Here is a 17,610-nt window from a genome sequence, read left to right on the forward strand (position 1 = left end):
CGGTAGTTCAGTTGGTTAGAATGCCTGCCTGTCACGCAGGAGGTCGCGGGTTCGAGTCCCGTCCGGACCGCCATTTAAATAATACTTAGGCTCGGTAGCTCAGTTGGTAGAGCAACGGACTGAAAATCCGTGTGTCGGCGGTTCGATTCCGTCCCGAGCCACCATTTATCAATATATATATTTTGGCGGTTGTGGCGAAGTGGTTAACGCACCAGATTGTGGCTCTGGCATTCGTGGGTTCGATTCCCATCAATCGCCCCAAATAAAAATTGCGGGTGTAGTTTAGTGGTAAAACCTCAGCCTTCCAAGCTGATGTCGTGGGTTCGATTCCCATCACCCGCTCCATTTCTATATTGTCATGGGCCTGTAGCTCAGCTGGTTAGAGCGCACGCCTGATAAGCGTGAGGTCGATGGTTCGAGTCCATTCAGGCCCACCATGATTTATATTCCACAGTAGCTCAGTGGTAGAGCTATCGGCTGTTAACCGATCGGTCGCAGGTTCGAATCCTGCCTGTGGAGCCAAATGGAGAAGTACTCAAGTGGCTGAAGAGGCGCCCCTGCTAAGGGTGTAGGTCGTGTAAGCGGCGCGAGGGTTCAAATCCCTCCTTCTCCGCCATATGATTACAGTTAGAAGTTCTCAATCATCGGCCCGTTGGTCAAGCGGTTAAGACACCGCCCTTTCACGGCGGTAACACGGGTTCGAATCCCGTACGGGTCATCCAAAAACCTTGCATATTCTGCAAGGTTTTTTATTGTGGAAAAGAAAACCCTCGGCTAGGCCTGAGGTTCCAAAAAGCTTCCAGCGTGGTATAAAAAAATACTCCTCCGAGGTGCTAAATATTTTTGGTTCGCCAACCAAAATATGAGCATACGGAGGAGTTATAATGTCAAAAGACAGTAATAGTCTAGCACACACATAGAAGCAACAGCGTGCAAAGATCACATCCATATGTTAGTGAGCATTCCGCCAGTGATAAGTGAATAGGCATTCATAGGATATTTGAAAGGAAAAAGTAGTTTAATGATATTTGATCGTCACCAAATGTGAAATACAGATATGGGAACCGGAAATTTTGGTGTGCTGGATATTATGTAGATACGGTTGGGAGAAACAAAAAGGTAATCGAAGAATATATACGAAATAGATACAAGATGATATCGTGGCAGAACAATTAACAATGATCGAATATATCGATCCATTCACAGGTGAAGAGGTCAAGAAAAAGAAAAGGAAATAGGGAGAAGGCCTTTGAGGTCTGGTCAGCAGAAGTAGTACATAAGGCGAACCAATCAGAAGTCCTTTAGGGTTTGGTCAGTAACAAGGGCTTTCAGCCGCAGAGAAAACCACCCGTGATAACGGGTGGTCATTATTTTATATAATTCTTGATCTATTTCATGCTTTATTCTATAAAAAAGCAACAAAAATCTCCATATATTTCGTTTTTCTTCAGAAAATGAATTTAAATGTCAATAAGTATAAGCGCTTTCATGAAAGGGCTTTTTTTTATTTCTTCGAATAAATACTATATATAAAAACTATGATGTCAGAAAGGATGATTACATGACCGCTGCCAGCCCGACAGCACATGATGTTTATCTTTATCACGAAGGCAGTCTGTTTAGAAGCTATCAGCTATTTGGCTCGCATTATCGTGAGCTGAATGGCCAAAGCGGATATGAATTCTGTGTGTGGGCGCCTCATGCGTCAGAAGTTCGAGTAGCTGGGGATTTTAACAGCTGGTCAGGAGAACAGCATGTGATGCATAGAGTGAACGATAACGGCATTTGGACTTTATTTATTCCGGGCTTGGCAGAACAGGAACGATATAAGTATGAAATCGTGACTCATAGCGGTGAGATCAGGCTGAAAGCAGATCCATACGCCTTTTATTCAGAAGTCCGGCCTCATACAGCGTCACTGACTTATGATCTGGCAGGATACAGCTGGCAAGATCAAAAATGGCAAAAGAAACAAAAGGTTAAGACGCTGTATGAGAAACCACTTTTTATTTATGAACTTCATCTCGGTTCTTGGAAGAAACATTCTGATGGCAGGCATTACTCTTATAAAGATTTAAGTCAGTCGCTTATTCCTTATATCAAAAAGCATGGGTTTACCCATATCGAACTGCTCCCGGTATATGAACACCCCTATGATCGTTCCTGGGGATACCAAGGAACGGGGTACTACAGCCCGACAAGCAGGTTTGGCACGCCTCATGATTTGATGAGGTTTGTCGATGAATGCCATCAAGAAAACATCGGAGTCATTCTGGATTGGGTCCCCGGACATTTTTGTAAAGATGCACATGGCCTTTATATGTTTGATGGAGGGCCTCTTTATGAATATCAAGATGAACGTGATCGGGAGAACTGGCTATGGGGAACGGCAAACTTTGACTTGGGAAAACCGGAAGTTCATAGTTTTTTAATTTCTAATGCGTTGTACTGGGCGGAACTCTATCATATAGATGGATTTAGGGTTGATGCAGTGGCTAATATCCTGTATTGGCCAAATCAGGATGAACGCCACACGAATCCATATGCTGTTGGGTTTTTAAAAAAACTCAATCAAACGATGAGAGAGGCATATCCGCATGTCATGATGATTGCGGAAGATTCAACGGAATGGCCTCAAGTGACAGGTGCCGCTGAGGAAGGGGGGCTCGGTTTTCATTTTAAATGGAATATGGGCTGGATGAATGACGTACTGAAATACATGGAGACGCCGCCAGAAGAACGGCGGTATTGTCATCAGCTTATTTCTTTTTCATTACTGTATGCGTTTAGAGAACATTTTGTATTGCCATTTTCTCATGATGAAGTCGTTTACGGAAAAAAATCAATTCTTAATAAAATGCCTGGCGACTATTGGCAGAAATTTGCCCAGTATCGGCTCTTGCTCGGTTATATGACGGTTCATCCCGGAAAGAAATTGATTTTTATGGGAACAGAATTTGCCCAATTTGATGAATGGAAAGACACAGAGCAGCTTGATTGGTTTTTGGACTCCTTCCCCATGCATCGGAAAGCCAGCGTTTTTACGCAAGATATTCTCCGTTTTTATCAAAAAAGCAAAATCCTTTATGAACATGATCATCGTGCACAGTCATTTGAATGGATTGATGTCCATAATGACCAACAATCGATTTTTTCTTTTATTCGTTATGGCAAAAGGCACGGTGAGGCGCTTGTCATCATTTGTAATTTTTCACCCGCGGTCTATCATCAATATGATGTTGGAGTTCCTTTTCTTACCCAATACATCGAAGTGCTGAATAGCGACAGTGAAACATATGGAGGCTCAGGACAAATTAACAAAAAGCCGTTAGCGTCCAAAACGGGAGCTTTACATCATAAACCGGGTTATATCACGATGACCATTCCCCCTTACGGCATTTCGATTTTACGGGCGGTTAAAAAAAGAGGAGAGATAAAAAGATGAAAAAACAATGTGTAGCCATGCTCCTTGCCGGCGGGAAGGGCAGCCGTCTCAGCGGATTAACAAAAAATATGGCCAAACCGGCTGTATCTTTCGGGGGAAAATACAGGATTATTGATTTTACCCTCAGCAACTGTTCCAATTCAGGCATAGACACAGTCGGAATTTTAACACAATATCAGCCGCTTGAGCTGAATTCCTATATTGGAATCGGCAGTGCGTGGGACCTTGACAGACATAATGGCGGCGTGACGGTTTTACCCCCTTATGCCGAGTCATCAGAAGTCAAATGGTATAAAGGGACAGCAAGCGCCATTTATGAAAATCTCAATTATTTGAATCAGTATGATCCTGAGTATGTGCTGATTTTATCAGGAGATCACATCTATAAAATGGACTACGGCAAAATGCTTGATTTTCACATTGAAAAGAAAGCGGATGTAACGATCTCTGTCATCGAAGTGGGGTGGGAGGAAGCAAGCCGGTTCGGTATCATGAAGACCAATGCAGATGGGATGATCACACATTTTGATGAAAAGCCCAAATTCCCTAAGAGCAATCTTGCCTCAATGGGAATTTATATATTCAATTGGCCGCTTTTAAAACAGTATCTTGAGATGGACGACCGAAATCCTTATTCAAGCCACGACTTCGGCAAAGACATTATTCCTCTGCTTTTAGAGGAGAAAAAGAAGCTATCTGCTTATCCGTTCAAAGGATATTGGAAGGATGTCGGAACAGTGCAGAGCTTGTGGGAAGCCAATATGGATTTGTTACAAGAGGACTCGGAGCTGAAGCTTTTTGAACGGAATTGGAAAATTTACTCCGTCAATCCGAATCAGCCTCCGCAATTTATTTCATCTGACGCACAGGTAAATGATTCGCTTGTGAATGAAGGGTGTGTTGTGTATGGAAATGTGACTCATTCCGTTCTTTTTCAAGGTGTTACTGTCGGTAAGCATGCGACTGTCACATCGTCGGTCATTATGCCGGATGTGACGATTGGCGAGCATGTAGTGATTGAAAATGCCATCGTTCCTAATGGTCTGATGCTTCCGGATGGCGCAGTGATTCAGTCCGAAAAAGACATTCAGGAGGTGCTGCTCGTTTCCGGGGAATTTGTAGAAAAAGAATGGATCTAATACTGAAGAGGGGGCAGAGTCAGTGTTTAATAATCAAATGTTAGGTGTTATAGATGAAACCACATATAAGCATTCTCTTCAGGATTTAACGGCACAGCGGTCGCTGGGGGCAATCCCTTTTGCCGGCAGGTACCGTCTGATCGATTTTATGCTTTCCAACATGGTGAATGCGGATATTAGGAGTGTCGCGATTTTTCCGAAGTATCGCTACCGTTCGCTTATGGATCATCTTGGAGCGGGTAAGGAATGGGATTTGCATCGAAAAAAGGATGGTCTCTTTTTTTTCCCGTCGCCCCACCTTCATCAAGAATATGATGAATTCGGTTCTTTCCGTCAGTTTTCAGACCATCTTGATTACTTCCATAGAAGCACACAGCAATATGCTGTCATCTCCAACAGTCATACCGTATGCAACATTCAATTTCAATTTGTGCTGAAACGCCACCAGGAGGTTGGCTGCGACATCACAGAGGTATTTCAGGACGGCCAGTCGCTGCAAATCTATATCATGTCTACAACGCTTTTGAAGGATCTGATCTATGGACATCGTGAAAAAGGCTATAAAACCATTCAGGAGGCTGTTGAAAAAGAATCAGCCGCCTTGACCATTTGCCCTTATGAATATTCAGGTTATGCTGCAGTCATTGATTCGGTAGAAAAGTATTATACCCACAGTATGGAGCTCATTCAGCCTCGGTTTTGGCAGCAGGTGTTTTTGCCGCAGCAGCCGATCTATACAAAAGTGAAGGATGAGCCGCCGACGAAATACGGAAAACACAGCACTGTTAAAAACTCCTTGGTGGCAAATGGCTGTGTGCTTGAAGGAGAGATTGAAAACTGCATATTGTTCAGGGGGATTCATGTCGGAAAGGGAACGAAGCTAAAAAACTGCATTATTATGCAAAAAACGCAGATTGGCGAGGAGTGTCTGCTTGAGCAGGTTATTTCTGATAAGGACGTTAAAATCGGCAATTCGACTGAGGCTGCGGGAACAGCCGAGCAGCCGCTTGTATTAAGAAAAGGTTTGGTGCAAGGAGAGCTGATGAATTCTTGAAGATATTGTTTGCTGTAGCTGAATGCGCCCCGTTTGTTAAATCAGGAGGTCTTGCCGATGTAGCCGGCGCTCTGCCAAAGGCACTTGCGCGATTAGGCAATGAAGTAGCTGTGATATTGCCGAAGTACAGCCAAATACCTGAACGCTGGAAAAAGCGCATGAGAAAAGCGGCTGAGTGTACGGTAGCCGTCGGCTGGCGTCAGCAATATTGCGGAATTGAACATATGGCCGATGATGATGTGAATTATTATTTCATCGACAATGAATATTATTTTAACAGGGATTCGTTGTACGGGTATGATGATGACGGTGAACGCTTTGCTTTTTTTTCTAGAGCTGTGCTGGAGGCAGTCGAAGCTGTAAATATTCAAGCCGATATTGTTCATACTCACGACTGGCATACAGCAATGGTCAATTATTTGCTGAAAGAGGAATACGGGAAACATCCTTTTTATGAACAGATGAAAAGTGTGCTCACGATCCACAACCTGCAGTTTCAGGGCATTTTTCCGCCTGATGTCACACATGACTTGCTAGGGCTTGAGATGGATCATTTTCATTATGAAAAGTTAGAATGCAACGGATTCGTTAATTTTATGAAGGCGGGCATCATTGCGGCTGATCATGTGACAACTGTAAGCCCGACTTACAGAAATGAAATATTGACGCCTTATTACGGTGAACAGCTGGATCAGGTTTTGCGATATAGGGAAAATGATGTAACCGGCATTTTAAACGGCATTGATGATTCTTTCTATCAGCCGAAGAGCGATCCTTATATAGCTGCGCATTACGATTCGGAGCATCTTGCATGCAAGGAAGAAAATAAAACGAAGCTTCAGCGGCGGATGGGGCTTCCAGAGCGAAACGATATTCCGCTGATCAGTATGGTGACAAGGCTCACTAAGCAAAAGGGACTTGATCTTGTGCGCAGGATTATGCACGAACTCCTTGAGGAGCAGGACATACAGCTGATTGTGCTGGGTACAGGGGAACGTGAATTTGAAGACTATTTCCGGTATGCAGAATTTGCTTTTTATGAGAAGTGCCGTGCGTATATTGGGTTTGACGAGCCGCTTGCCCATCAAATTTATGCGGGCTCTGATTTGTTTTTGATGCCTTCGAAATTTGAGCCGTGCGGCTTGGGCCAGCTGATTGCTCTCCAATATGGCGCCATTCCGATTGTCAGGGAGACGGGCGGTCTTTATGATACTGTTCATTCCTATCAGGAGGAAGAGGGATCGGGCAATGGCTTTACGTTTTCCGCCTTCAATGCGCATGATCTGAAATATACGATTGAGAGGGCGCTGTCGTTTTATCGCCAAAAGGATGTATGGAAGAGCCTCATGAAGACCGCAATGAACGCAGATTACAGCTGGGAGAAGTCAGCGAAAGAGTATCAGCGCATTTTTGAGCATGTGACAAGGAGTGGACGGGATGTTCTCGAGTAAAGAACGATTTGCAGCCTTATTTTTAAAGCGTCTGGAAATGACGTGCGGAAAAAGCTTTAGAGACTCTGCCAAGCTGGACCAATATAAAACGTTGGGCAATATGGTCAGAGAGTATATCAGCGCTGAGTGGATCCAGACGAATGAAAAGAGCAGGTCCAATTCCGGAAAGCAGACATATTATTTGTCAATCGAATTTCTTCTCGGTCAGCTCCTTGAACAAAATTTAATGAATCTTGGCGTTCGTGATGTGGTAGAAGCAGGCTTGAAGGATATCGGCATCAATTTAGAGGAGATCCTTCAGATAGAGAGCGATGCAGGTCTGGGCAACGGCGGGCTTGGGCGCTTGGCCGCTTGCTTTTTAGATTCTCTCGCTTCGTTGAACTTGCCGGGACACGGAATGGGCATTCGTTATAAGCACGGCTTGTTTGAGCAAAAAATTGTAGACGGGCATCAAGTGGAGCTGCCTGAACAATGGCTGAAAAACGGAAACGTATGGGAAGTAAGAAATGCGGATCAGGCTGTTGACGTGCCGTTTTGGGGCGAGGTGCATGTGACAGAAAAAAACGGGCGTCTGCATTTTCGGCATGAACAAGCTACAATCGTTACCGCTGTTCCTTATGATATTCCGATTATCGGCTATGAAACGGGGACCGTCAATACATTGAGGCTATGGAATGCCGAGCCCTATGCGCATTATCACGGCGGCAATATTTTGTCTTATAAGCGGGAAACAGAAGCCGTTTCAGAATTTTTATATCCTGATGACACCCATGACGAGGGGAAAATTTTACGGTTGAAGCAGCAGTATTTTTTAGTATGCGCAAGCTTAAAAAGCATTGTGAACAATTACCGCAAAACGAATAAATCTATGTCCGGCCTGCATAAAAAAGTAAGCATTCATATTAATGACACCCATCCTGCGCTTGCGGTGCCTGAGCTGATGCGGATTTTACTTGATGAAGAGAACATGAGCTGGGAAGAGGCCTGGCATATCACCGTACATACGATTTCTTATACAAATCACACGACATTGTCAGAAGCGCTTGAGAAATGGCCGATTCATTTGTTTAAGCCGCTGCTGCCGCGAATGTATATGATTATTGAAGAAATCAATGAAAGGTTTTGCCGTGCGGTTTGGGAAAAGTATCCCGGAGACTGGAAAAGGATAGAGGACATGGCGATTACGGCGCATGGTGTTGTCAAAATGGCTCACCTGGCCATAGTGGGCAGCTACAGTGTAAACGGCGTTGCCAAAATCCATTCTGATATTTTAAAGGAAAGGGAGATGCGCGACTTTCATTTGCTGTTTCCGAATCGTTTTAACAATAAAACGAATGGAATTGCCCACAGACGCTGGCTTCTAAAAGCGAATCCAGGTCTGTCTGCTGTCATCACGGAGGCGATCGGCAATGAATGGGTAAAACGGCCGGAATCACTGATCCGCTTAGAACCGTACGCCTCAGATCCCGCGTTTATTGAGCAGTTTCAAAACAACAAAAGCAGGAAAAAACAAGAGCTTGCTGATTTGATTTTTTGTACGGCTGGGGTGGTTGTGAACCCTGACAGCATATTCGACGTACAGGTGAAACGGCTTCATGCGTACAAACGGCAGCTGCTGAATGTTTTTCATATTATGTATTTGTATAACCGTCTAAAGGAGGACTCGGGATTTTCTATCTATCCGCAAACCTTTATTTTCGGGGCAAAGGCTTCACCAAGCTATCATTATGCCAAGAAAATCATTAAGCTGATCCATTCTGTCGCAGAAAAGGTTAACTATGACCCGGCAGTCAAGCAGCTGATTAAGGTTGTTTTTTTGGAAAATTACAGAGTTTCTATGGCTGAGCGGATTTTTCCCGCGTCGGATGTAAGTGAACAGATTTCAACCGCAAGCAAGGAAGCGTCTGGTACAGGAAATATGAAGTTCATGATGAACGGCGCTTTGACGATCGGCACACATGACGGCGCAAATATTGAGATTCTTGAGCGGGTGGGATCAGATTGTATTTACACATTCGGTTTAAAGGCGGATGACGTTTTATCGTATCAGGAAAACGGCGGCTATAGATCGAGGGAATATTATCAGCATGACCGCAGAATCAGACAGGTGGCGGATCAGCTGATTAATGGTTTTTTTGAAGGGGAAGCAGATGAATTTGAATCGATCTATGACTCTCTGCTTCCGCATAATGATGAGTATTTTGTGCTCAAGGATTTCAGCTCATATGCCGATGCGCAGGAGCGTATTCAAGCTGATTATCGCGATCGGCGGAAATGGTCTGAGCGTTCGATTGTAAACATTGCCCATTCAGGTTATTTTTCCAGTGACCGCACGATCCGGGAATATGCGAAAGACATTTGGGGAATCCAGCCGATGATGTGAAAAAGCCGCTGTAAGAGCGGCTTTTTTGGTTCACAGGTTCATTGAATAGATTGTAAAGGATAAGAACGTCGCAAATGCACTCCATAAAAAATAAGGCAGCAGAAGATAGCTTGAGGCTCTGCTGTATTTTTTTGCTATGATCATTAATATGAATGCTGTAATGGCGACAAGCAGGCAGTCAATCGATGCAGCCAGCAGGTTCTTTTGCGTAAACTGAAAATAGCTGAATGCCTGATTAAGCACATAATTAATCAAAAGCATAAACCAAAAGTTTTTCGCGTCTTTAAATGAAAACGCGGCATACACAAGGGCAGCTGAAAGGGAGATCAGCGCAAACAGGATGGCCCAAATGATGCCGATCGCGGAGCCGGGTGGCGTCCAGTCCGGTTTTTTTAGTGAATTGTACCATTCTTGGTCAACAGGAAACAGGTAGCCTGCGGCTGAAAACAGCGCATACGTAATCACAAAAACCGCTATGGCGCCGAGAATTTTCTTCATATTTGCAACCTCCGTATGTATTTATTTTACATTTATACTTATCCTTCCCCTTTATCTTATAAAGATCAAACCCCCGATATGCAGGGGGAATGATTATTTTAAATTAGCTGCTGCAATGCGTTTGCTTTAATGCGTTCATATTCAAACGCTGACTCTAACTCTTCCTTTGGCAAAGCGGACTTGCGGACGTATTTTTCGCGAATGACATCGTAAAGCTCATAAGGAAAAAGCATATCAATAAACATGACTTGTTTTTGTTGATCAGTTAATGGGGTTCTGGATTCGTAAGCGTTCAGCATGACATGAAATGTTTCTTCATCCCAAACGCCTGTCGTATCCAAAAGCGGGATAATCATTTTGCGCAAATCTCGAATAGGCAGATCAAATGATACGGTATCTAAGTCGATAACCCAAATCTGTTCATTTTCCCCTAAGAGTGTATTTCCTGTTCCGTAATCCTGGTGGCAGAGGTTAGGGCTTTTTTTCAGCTGTTCAGTCCATGGAACATAGGACGATTGCAAAAGCCGGTCTTTGATGCGCAGTCCGTCTTCAATAAAGCTGTCTATTTCCTGAAGATAAAGCAGTGAGAAAGGATCTTCTTTTTCCATCTGCGCCATCAGCTTCCACGTTTCCATTTGTTTGCACCGTTTCGTGTAGTGATTCGGCCAGCGCCCTAATTTCGTAAATACGGGAACGCCATTTGGCGGCTGATACCCGACGGAAGCTGTGTGAAAATCAGCAAGGCCTTTCATGATAAACTCCAAATCCTGCTTTACAGTCAGCTCAAACGGTCTTCCTTCGATCCAGTCATATACGACAAATAGAAAGGAGCCATGCTTGGAATATAGGCTGCCTTTTTTGTTTGGGAGTATGCCGGGAACATTCATGCCTTTTTTTGCCAAATAGTCCTGTGCGAAAATGGAAAACAAGGCTTTCTTTTCGGGCCTGTGTATTCGTTTCAGACAAACCGCACCGGATCCTGTGTGAACCTTCCACACAAGCGCCATCTGGTTACCCTGAATGACGTCTATTTTTTCAGCCTGAACATCCCATCCTTGAAGCACATTTTCAGCCAGCTCCGTTAATTTTCTTTCATCTTCTGCTGATAAAGGAAGCTCTGATGAATTCCCCTCCTCCATGACTTCTTGGTTTTCTGCCATTAAAGGACACATCCTTACCTGTTTTACTCCTACCTTATGAATCAAATGAAAAAAGTGATTGAGATATTTGACTATATGTATAAAAGAATATGGTTGTTTACCCGTTTTGTTTTTGGGGCAGTCCTATTCCGCACAAGTTGGTTGTTCAGCCGTATCATGATTTTAACTAGTTAAAAAACATGCAGGAATGGAGGCTATGTATGAAAATAGCACTGATCGCCACAGAGAAGCTTCCTGTCCCCTCGGTTCGAGGAGGCGCCATTCAAATCTACCTAGAAGCGGTTGCCCCTTTGATTGCCAAAAAACATGAGGTGACGGTGTTTTCGATTAAAGATCCGAATCTTGCTGATAGAGAGACGGCAGACGGAGTCCATTATGTGCACTTGGATGAAGACCGTTATGAAGAAGCTGTTGGGGAAGAGCTGAAAAAGAGCCGTTTTGATCTTGTGCATGTTTGTAATCGCCCAAGCTGGGTGCAGAAACTGAAGAAAAAGGCGCCAGACGCTGTTTTTATTTTAAGCGTTCACAATGAAATGTTCGCTTACGATAAAATCAGCCAGACAGAAGGCGAGATTTGCATTGATTCTGTAGCGCAGATTGTTACGGTCAGCGATTATATCGGCCGGACGATCACAAGCCGTTTTCCGTCAGCACGATCAAAAACAAAAACCGTGTATTCCGGTGTGGACTTGAAAGCGTACCATCCCCGCTGGACGAAAGAAGGGCAGCGGGCTCGTGATGATATGCGAAGCGAGCTGGATCTTCACGGCAAAAAAATCGCCCTGTTTGTCGGCCGGCTCAGCAAAGTCAAAGGCCCGCACATTTTATTGCAGGCTTTGCCGGACATTATCGAGGAGCATCCCGATGTCATGATGGTGTTTATCGGGTCAAAATGGTTCGGAGATAATGAATTAAATAACTATGTCAAACATCTTCATACACTCGGTGCGATGCAAAAGGATCATGTCACATTTATTCAATTTGTGAAGCCAAAGGACATCCCGCGCCTTTATACCATGTCAGATGTATTTGTGTGCTCTTCGCAATGGCAGGAGCCTTTAGCGAGGGTGCATTATGAAGCGATGGCCGCTGGACTGCCTATTATCACAAGCAATCGAGGAGGCAATCCAGAAGTCATAGAAGAAGGGAAAAACGGCTATATCATTCATGACTTTGAAAATCCTAAACAATATGCCCAACATATCAATGATTTGCTCAGCAGTTCTGAAAAACGCGAACGGCTTGGGAAATACAGCCGCCGTGAGGCAGAAAGCCAATTCGGCTGGCAGAGGGTGGCGGAAAATCTGCTCAGTGTGTATGAAAGAAACAGATAGAAGGGGTGAACAGAGTGTACCAAAAAGAGCATGAAGAACAGATTGTGTCCGATATTCTCAGCTATTATCCGTTCCATTTCGAACATGTGGCACTAAAATCAAACAAAAGCGGGCGCAAAATCTGGGAGATACAAACTGATCAAGGCCCAAAGCTATTAAAAGAAGCGCAGATGAAGCCGGAGCGAATGCTTTTTATCACTCAGGCACATGCCCATTTACAGGAGAAAGGGCTGCCGGTAGCGCCGATTCATCAAACAAAAAATGGCGGGAGCTGCTTAGGCACGGATCGGGTCTCTTACAGTTTATATGACAAAGTGACAGGTAAAGAAATGATTTACTATGATGCAGAGCAAATGAAAAAAGTCATGTCATTTGCCGGCCATTTTCATCATGCGTCAAAAGGATATGTTTGCACAGATGAAAGCAAGAAAAGAAGCAGGCTCGGAAAATGGCATAAATTGTATCGCTGGAAGCTGCAGGAATTAGAAGGGAATATGCAGATCGCGGCCTCTTATCCTGAAGACATATTTTCGCAAACTTTCTTAAAACATGCTGATAAAATGCTGGCCAGAGGTAAAGAAGCACTGCAAGCACTTGATGAGTCAGAGTATGAAAACTGGACGAAAGAAACGCATGAACATGGCGGATTCTGTTTTCAGGATTTTACATTGGCGCGGTTAACTGAGGTAGACGGGGAGCCTTTTTTAAAGGAGCTTCACTCGATTACGTACGATTTACCGTCAAGAGATCTGCGCATTTTGCTGAATAAAGTCATGGTTAAGCTTTCTGTATGGGATGCGGATTTCATGATTGCGCTGCTTGCAGCCTATGATGCAGTGTATCCGCTCACAGAAAAACAGTACGAAGTGCTATGGATTGATCTGGCGTTTCCGCATTTGTTCTGTGCAATCGGCCATAAATATTATTTGAAGCAAAAGAAAACATGGTCAGATGAGAAGTACAACTGGGCGCTGCAAAATATGATTTCCGTTGAAGAATCTAAAGATGCGTTTTTGGATAAACTGCCGGAACTGTATAAAAAAATAAAAGCGTATCGGGAGGCGAATTGACATGAGGTCATCGAGACAAAAAGCCTCCATTTCTAAACTCGATCTCGACCAATTCGTATTTACACCGCCTGGATCGATGGGATGGCAGGCTCATGACAAAATCTCGGCTGACAATGAAGAAGAGAAGCATTTGGCTGCGGGCAGGATCCGAGAGCTCCCTAACATCACTGCACCGAGAGATTCTCAAGAAGAAACAAAGGAAACGGAAACAAACCACAAAGTCATGGATGATGAAAAGACGAATTTGAATACCATTGGAGAGCTTGATGAGGAGCGTGATTCTAAACGATCAGCGTCTCCAATTGAAGTAGAGCATGAAGAATCAGCGGAGGAAGCTACTGTGGAAATCATCGTTCTTCCAAGTAAATCCGCACCAGCCCCATGGATTTCTCAAACTGTAAAGCGCAAGGCATAAAATCACATTTATGCCTTTTTTATGCGTCCCTGCAGCAAAAAAACAGCCCGTATCTGCAACACGAGCTGTAGGTATTATGATTTTGCTTTCACAAAAAGCTGATTTATAAATGATAAATCAAGGTTTTTCGTCAGAAGAGGCGGCGGAAATTGTTTGTTTTCCGGTGTCAGAACGGATTGATAAACAGCATTGAGCCGTTTGGCAGCATGGGTAAAGGTAAATAAAGATTCTACACGTTGCCGGCCGTTTTTTGTGATTTTATTCATTAATTGTTGATCTGTAAAGGCTCTGTCAATTGCTTTCGCAAATGCAGAAGGTTTGTTATAGCTGTCGATGACAAGTCCGTTGACTTCGTGTTTTACGACTTCTCCGTTTCCGCCACGATTTGTGGTAATTAAGGGGGTGCCGGCGGCCATTGCTTCATAATTCACACGGGCCAGGGGTTCATTCCATTGAGAGCTGCACACGAATACATCCGCCATCAGAAAGAGGTTTGGAATGTCGTCTGCGGGAATGAATTTCGTAAAGATCACGTGTTCTCTGTATGGCAGCGCCAGCTTGCGCAGATAGGTTACATATTGGTTTTCGCCGTCATCGCTGAACCACTTTCCGCCTGCTATGACCAGCACAGCGTCGGGATGCTGCTGTAAAATCCGTTTCATGCTGTGAATGAGAAGGTGGGGCCCTTTGGTTGGGCTTAAACGGCCGGCGAATAAAATAACTTTTTTATCCTCAATGCCGTATTTTTTCCTGTATGTTTCTCTGACAGCCGAACCTTTCATCGTCCAGACAGGCGGATAGGAGCGAATATCAACGCCGGAATATACGACTTTTGTGATGTCCTCGGCTTCCGGGAAACGATCAATGACCGTTTGTTTAATAAATTCGCTGACGGTTGTGATCATGGTGACATTGTCGAGTACTTCTTTTCCTTGCGCGAAGGTCATCTTTTTTTCAGAAAACATTTCGTTATGCAGGCTCAAAACAATCATGCTGCTTGGTGAAGCTTTTTTATATAAAGAGACATTTAAAGGCCTGTTAAACACATGGATTAGATCAAAGGAAGAGGCCCGCAGCTCTTCGGCTACCGCCTCGCGGTAATGCTCTTTTGGCAAATGGATATACTGTACGCCGTCTTTCGTTTCTCTTTTTGGGAGTGATGGATCTTCTATTGAAAAAATGGTCAGATCGTACCGGCTGCTGAAATAAAGCGTGACACCGTCAATCATCATTTGAATAGCGCCGCCGCGTACCGCTGGCGCCGGCAGCTTTTCTGTACAGATAAAGGCAAGTTTCATTTTCATTCCCCCTGATACAGCGACGATAAATAGGCGATTTCGTTAGCCAAACCATCGTTTAAGGATGTGGCGGGATCGTAATGCAAGAGCTGTTTTGCTTTTGAAATATCCGCCCACGTTTTGCTTGGTTCCCCTGCTATTTTGTCCGAGAAGTGCAGTGTTGCTTTTTTACCGGAAATGTCTTCAATGAGGGAAACAACCTTTAAGACTGAGGCACGTTCTCTGCCGCCGATATTCACTGTTTCACCAATAAGATGGGGGTTCCCAAGAACAGCGGTGATGCCTTTGACACAGTCGCTGATATAGGTGAAATCTCTTGACTGCTGTCCGTCACCGAAGATGGTGAGCGGCTTTTTCAGAAGGTGCTGTTTGATGAGCCGGTGAAATGCCATGTCCGGCCGCTGTCTCGGCCCATATACGGTAAAGAAACGGAGAATCACAATTGGAATGCCGAAGCTTTGTTGATATACATGGCAAAGCTTTTCTCCCGTTAGCTTTGTTACCCCGTACGGAGATAAAGGATAAAGCGCCGCATCTTCACTGACTTTCCCTTGTTTTTCGCCATAGACGGAAGAGGTGGAAGCAAAGACGAACGCTTGAACGGGATGTTTTCGGCATGCCTCAAGGAGCCTTTGGAGCGCTTGGATATTATGTGCGGCATATGGGTGAAAATGATCGCCCCAGCTTGAACGGACACCCGGTATGGCTGCCAAATGAAAGATGACGTTCACATCTTCCAGCAAGGGAGAAAGATCTGCTGTCAGCAGATTTTCCTTTATGAACGTAAATCGTTTTTCTGGCAGCAGGGCATCAAGGTTTCTTAATTTTAAGGAAAATGGAGTCGGTCCGATAAAGTCGTCGATTCCGATAACGTGATGTGTTTCATCCTTCAGCAATTCTTCGCAGAGGTGGGAGCCGATAAATCCCGCTGCTCCTGTGACGAGTATTTTCATGGGCGGCCAACCCCCGTGCAGATCAGACCGCAAGCCTCCAGAGATTCTTTTTTCAATACGTTGCGCCCGTCGATCACCAGACGCCCTTTCATGGTGCCTGCGGCCTTTTTCCAATCAATCGCTAAAAACTCGGGCCATTCTGTGGCCAAAAATAAAAAGTCACTTTCTTCTATCGCGTCAAAAGCTTGAGAATGCTGGGTCACATGTTGCCGCAAATGTTCTGGTAGAACAGCTTCAGGGTCATAAGCATGGACATGACATCCCAGATCTGTCAGCCTTTCCATCAGCCTGACGGCTTGAGAATTCCTAATGTCATCGGTATGCGGTTTGAAGGAAATGCCGAGTATAGCCGCTTTTTTGCCGTGAAGTGTATCGAAGAAAGATTTTATTTTTTTGACATACAGGTCGAGCTGGGTGTCATTGATGTGCTGAACGGCTTGAAGCAGGTAGGTCTCCGTGTTTTTTTCAAAGGCAGCGAATTGCAGCGCCTGCAGATCCTTTGGAAAGCAAGAGCCGCCGTATCCAATGCCGGCCTGCAAAAAGTGCCCCCCGATTCTCGGGTCAAGTCCGATAGCGCGGGAAATATCCGAGATATCTGATTGGTAGGCTTCACATATGCGGGCCATTTCATTAATGAACGAAATTTTTGCTGCTAAAAAGAAGTTATTGGCATATTTGATCAGCTCTGCTCCTGCTAAACTTGTGATGATATAAGGGGTGTCAATGTGTTTGTAAATGGATTTGACGATTGCTGCCGATACGTGATCTCCTTTTTGAATACCGATAACTGTTTTGTCAGGATACAGCATGTCATGCAAGGCGCTGCCTTCCCGCAGAAACTCCGGATTGGATACGATGTTAAATGAATTTGCTGAAACGCCGGAGGCAATCAGCTGTTTTGCTATGTTTTCATTTGTCCCGGGGGGAACAGTGCTTTTCGTAATGATGGTTTTATACGATCGGATCGTCTGGCTCAAATCGCTGATAACGGACTGCAGCGCTTTCGTATTTGCTGATCCGTCCGAGCGCGGAGGGGTTCCGACTGCGATAAAAATGACGGGACATTCCTCCATGCTTAATTTCACTTCGGAAGAAAACGAGAGATTATCGCAATGATGTACTGCATCTGAAAGCCCAGGCTCGTAAAAGGGAATGTCTCCATTTTTCAGCTGCTCGATTTTTTTGACGTCTTTGTCTGTGCATATCATGTCATGTCCGATGGATGCCAGTGCCGCTGATAGGGTTAAACCGACATATCCGGCGCCAACCACGCAAATTTTCATCACCTGAGCTCCTTTACAAGATTACTGGTCATATATCAATATCCTATTAAAAAAGGGCTGGTTCGTGATTCCGTTTTCAGCCCAGTTGCATCTGCCTAATTTCAGGTGTACAAACATCGGGGTGCGG

At 44.5% G+C, this 17,610-nt stretch carries 13 protein-coding genes, 7 tRNA genes and 1 pseudogene; 16 read left to right on the top strand and 5 right to left on the bottom strand.

The features are described from left to right. Positions 1–88: 88 nt before the first annotated feature. From ACY3LV_RS15735 to glgP, 13 genes and pseudogenes are all read left to right on the top strand, one after another. Positions 89–164: transfer RNA gene (locus tag ACY3LV_RS15735), tRNA-Phe, on the top strand. 21 nt (positions 165–185) lie between these two features. After that, positions 186–261, top strand: a tRNA-His gene (locus ACY3LV_RS15740). A 10-nt stretch (positions 262–271) separates the two neighbouring features. Continuing rightward, positions 272–345 (top strand) — tRNA-Gly (locus tag ACY3LV_RS15745). A 15-nt stretch (positions 346–360) separates the two neighbouring features. Further along, positions 361–437: transfer RNA gene (locus tag ACY3LV_RS15750), tRNA-Ile, on the top strand. Positions 438–447: 10 nt separating this feature from the next. After that, positions 448–522: transfer RNA gene (locus tag ACY3LV_RS15755), tRNA-Asn, on the top strand. Positions 523–525: 3 nt separating this feature from the next. Continuing rightward, positions 526–616: transfer RNA gene (locus ACY3LV_RS15760), tRNA-Ser, on the top strand. Positions 617–646: 30 nt separating this feature from the next. Next, positions 647–718: transfer RNA gene (locus tag ACY3LV_RS15765), tRNA-Glu, on the top strand. 198 nt (positions 719–916) lie between these two features. Next, positions 917–1,238: pseudogene (tnpA, locus tag ACY3LV_RS15770) on the top strand (IS200/IS605 family transposase); the annotation flags it as partial. 323 nt (positions 1,239–1,561) lie between these two features. Further along, positions 1,562–3,445 (top strand): 1,4-alpha-glucan branching enzyme, encoded by a 1,884-nt coding sequence (glgB, locus tag ACY3LV_RS15775; RefSeq protein ID WP_333562076.1) that lies wholly within the window; start codon positions 1,562–1,564, stop codon positions 3,443–3,445. Further along, the gene (locus tag ACY3LV_RS15780) at positions 3,442–4,584 is read left to right on the top strand and encodes a glucose-1-phosphate adenylyltransferase (RefSeq protein WP_464864129.1); all 1,143 of its coding nucleotides are present in this window, start codon (positions 3,442–3,444) and stop codon (positions 4,582–4,584) included. Before glgB ends, ACY3LV_RS15780 begins: the two co-directional genes overlap by 4 nt. Before the next feature lie 22 nt (positions 4,585–4,606). Then, positions 4,607–5,638 carry a glucose-1-phosphate adenylyltransferase subunit GlgD gene (gene glgD / locus ACY3LV_RS15785; RefSeq protein WP_148962450.1) on the top strand — a complete coding sequence of 344 codons (1,032 nt, stop codon included), beginning with the start codon at positions 4,607–4,609 and terminating at the stop codon, positions 5,636–5,638. Continuing rightward, positions 5,635–7,089 (top strand): glycogen synthase GlgA, encoded by a 1,455-nt coding sequence (gene glgA / locus ACY3LV_RS15790; protein ID WP_464864130.1) that lies wholly within the window; start codon positions 5,635–5,637, stop codon positions 7,087–7,089. Before glgD ends, glgA begins: the two co-directional genes overlap by 4 nt. Next, positions 7,076–9,472, top strand: coding sequence for a glycogen phosphorylase GlgP (gene glgP / locus ACY3LV_RS15795; RefSeq protein WP_464864131.1), 2,397 nt, complete (start codon positions 7,076–7,078; stop codon positions 9,470–9,472). The genes glgA and glgP overlap by 14 nt, the downstream gene beginning before the upstream one ends. A 30-nt stretch (positions 9,473–9,502) precedes the next feature. Here the strand turns inward: glgP and ACY3LV_RS15800 are convergent, their stop codons facing one another. Both ACY3LV_RS15800 and cotI read right to left on the bottom strand, forming a co-directional pair. Further along, complete coding sequence (locus ACY3LV_RS15800; RefSeq protein WP_148962447.1) at positions 9,503–9,970, bottom strand: TspO/MBR family protein; 468 nt, start codon at positions 9,968–9,970, stop codon at positions 9,503–9,505. Between the two features lie 98 nt (positions 9,971–10,068). Beyond that, complete coding sequence (gene cotI, locus ACY3LV_RS15805; RefSeq protein ID WP_148962446.1) at positions 10,069–11,142, bottom strand: spore coat kinase CotI; 1,074 nt, start codon at positions 11,140–11,142, stop codon at positions 10,069–10,071. A gap of 188 nt (positions 11,143–11,330) precedes the next feature. Between cotI and cotSA the strand changes: the two genes are divergently transcribed. Genes cotSA through ACY3LV_RS15820 form a run of 3 tightly spaced genes read left to right on the top strand, consistent with a single transcriptional unit; the run spans position 11,331 to position 13,949 of the window. Next, positions 11,331–12,464, top strand: a complete 1,134-nt coding sequence (gene cotSA / locus ACY3LV_RS15810) for a spore coat protein CotSA (protein ID WP_148962445.1) — start codon at positions 11,331–11,333, stop codon at positions 12,462–12,464. Between the two features lie 14 nt (positions 12,465–12,478). After that, positions 12,479–13,534: a spore coat putative kinase CotS gene (gene cotS, locus ACY3LV_RS15815; protein WP_289347942.1), complete on the top strand. Its 1,056-nt coding sequence runs from the start codon at positions 12,479–12,481 to the stop codon at positions 13,532–13,534. Between the two features lies 1 nt (position 13,535). Then, positions 13,536–13,949, top strand: coding sequence for a hypothetical protein (locus ACY3LV_RS15820; protein WP_333562071.1), 414 nt, complete (start codon positions 13,536–13,538; stop codon positions 13,947–13,949). A 74-nt stretch (positions 13,950–14,023) separates the two neighbouring features. Here ACY3LV_RS15820 and ACY3LV_RS15825 read toward each other — a convergent pair whose 3' ends face one another. Genes ACY3LV_RS15825 through ACY3LV_RS15835 form a run of 3 tightly spaced genes read right to left on the bottom strand, consistent with a single transcriptional unit; the run spans position 14,024 to position 17,483 of the window. Continuing rightward, complete coding sequence (locus tag ACY3LV_RS15825) at positions 14,024–15,247, bottom strand: glycosyltransferase family 4 protein (RefSeq protein WP_464864132.1); 1,224 nt, start codon at positions 15,245–15,247, stop codon at positions 14,024–14,026. 2 nt (positions 15,248–15,249) lie between these two features. Next, positions 15,250–16,200 (bottom strand): NAD-dependent epimerase/dehydratase family protein, encoded by a 951-nt coding sequence (locus tag ACY3LV_RS15830; protein ID WP_148962441.1) that lies wholly within the window; start codon positions 16,198–16,200, stop codon positions 15,250–15,252. Then, on the bottom strand, positions 16,197–17,483 hold the full coding sequence (locus ACY3LV_RS15835) for a UDP-glucose dehydrogenase family protein (protein ID WP_464864134.1): 1,287 nt from the start codon (positions 17,481–17,483) through the stop codon (positions 16,197–16,199). Before ACY3LV_RS15835 ends, ACY3LV_RS15830 begins: the two co-directional genes overlap by 4 nt. Positions 17,484–17,610: the final 127 nt, after the last annotated feature.

The sequence above is a fragment of the Bacillus sp. 11C genome (assembly GCF_055486375.1).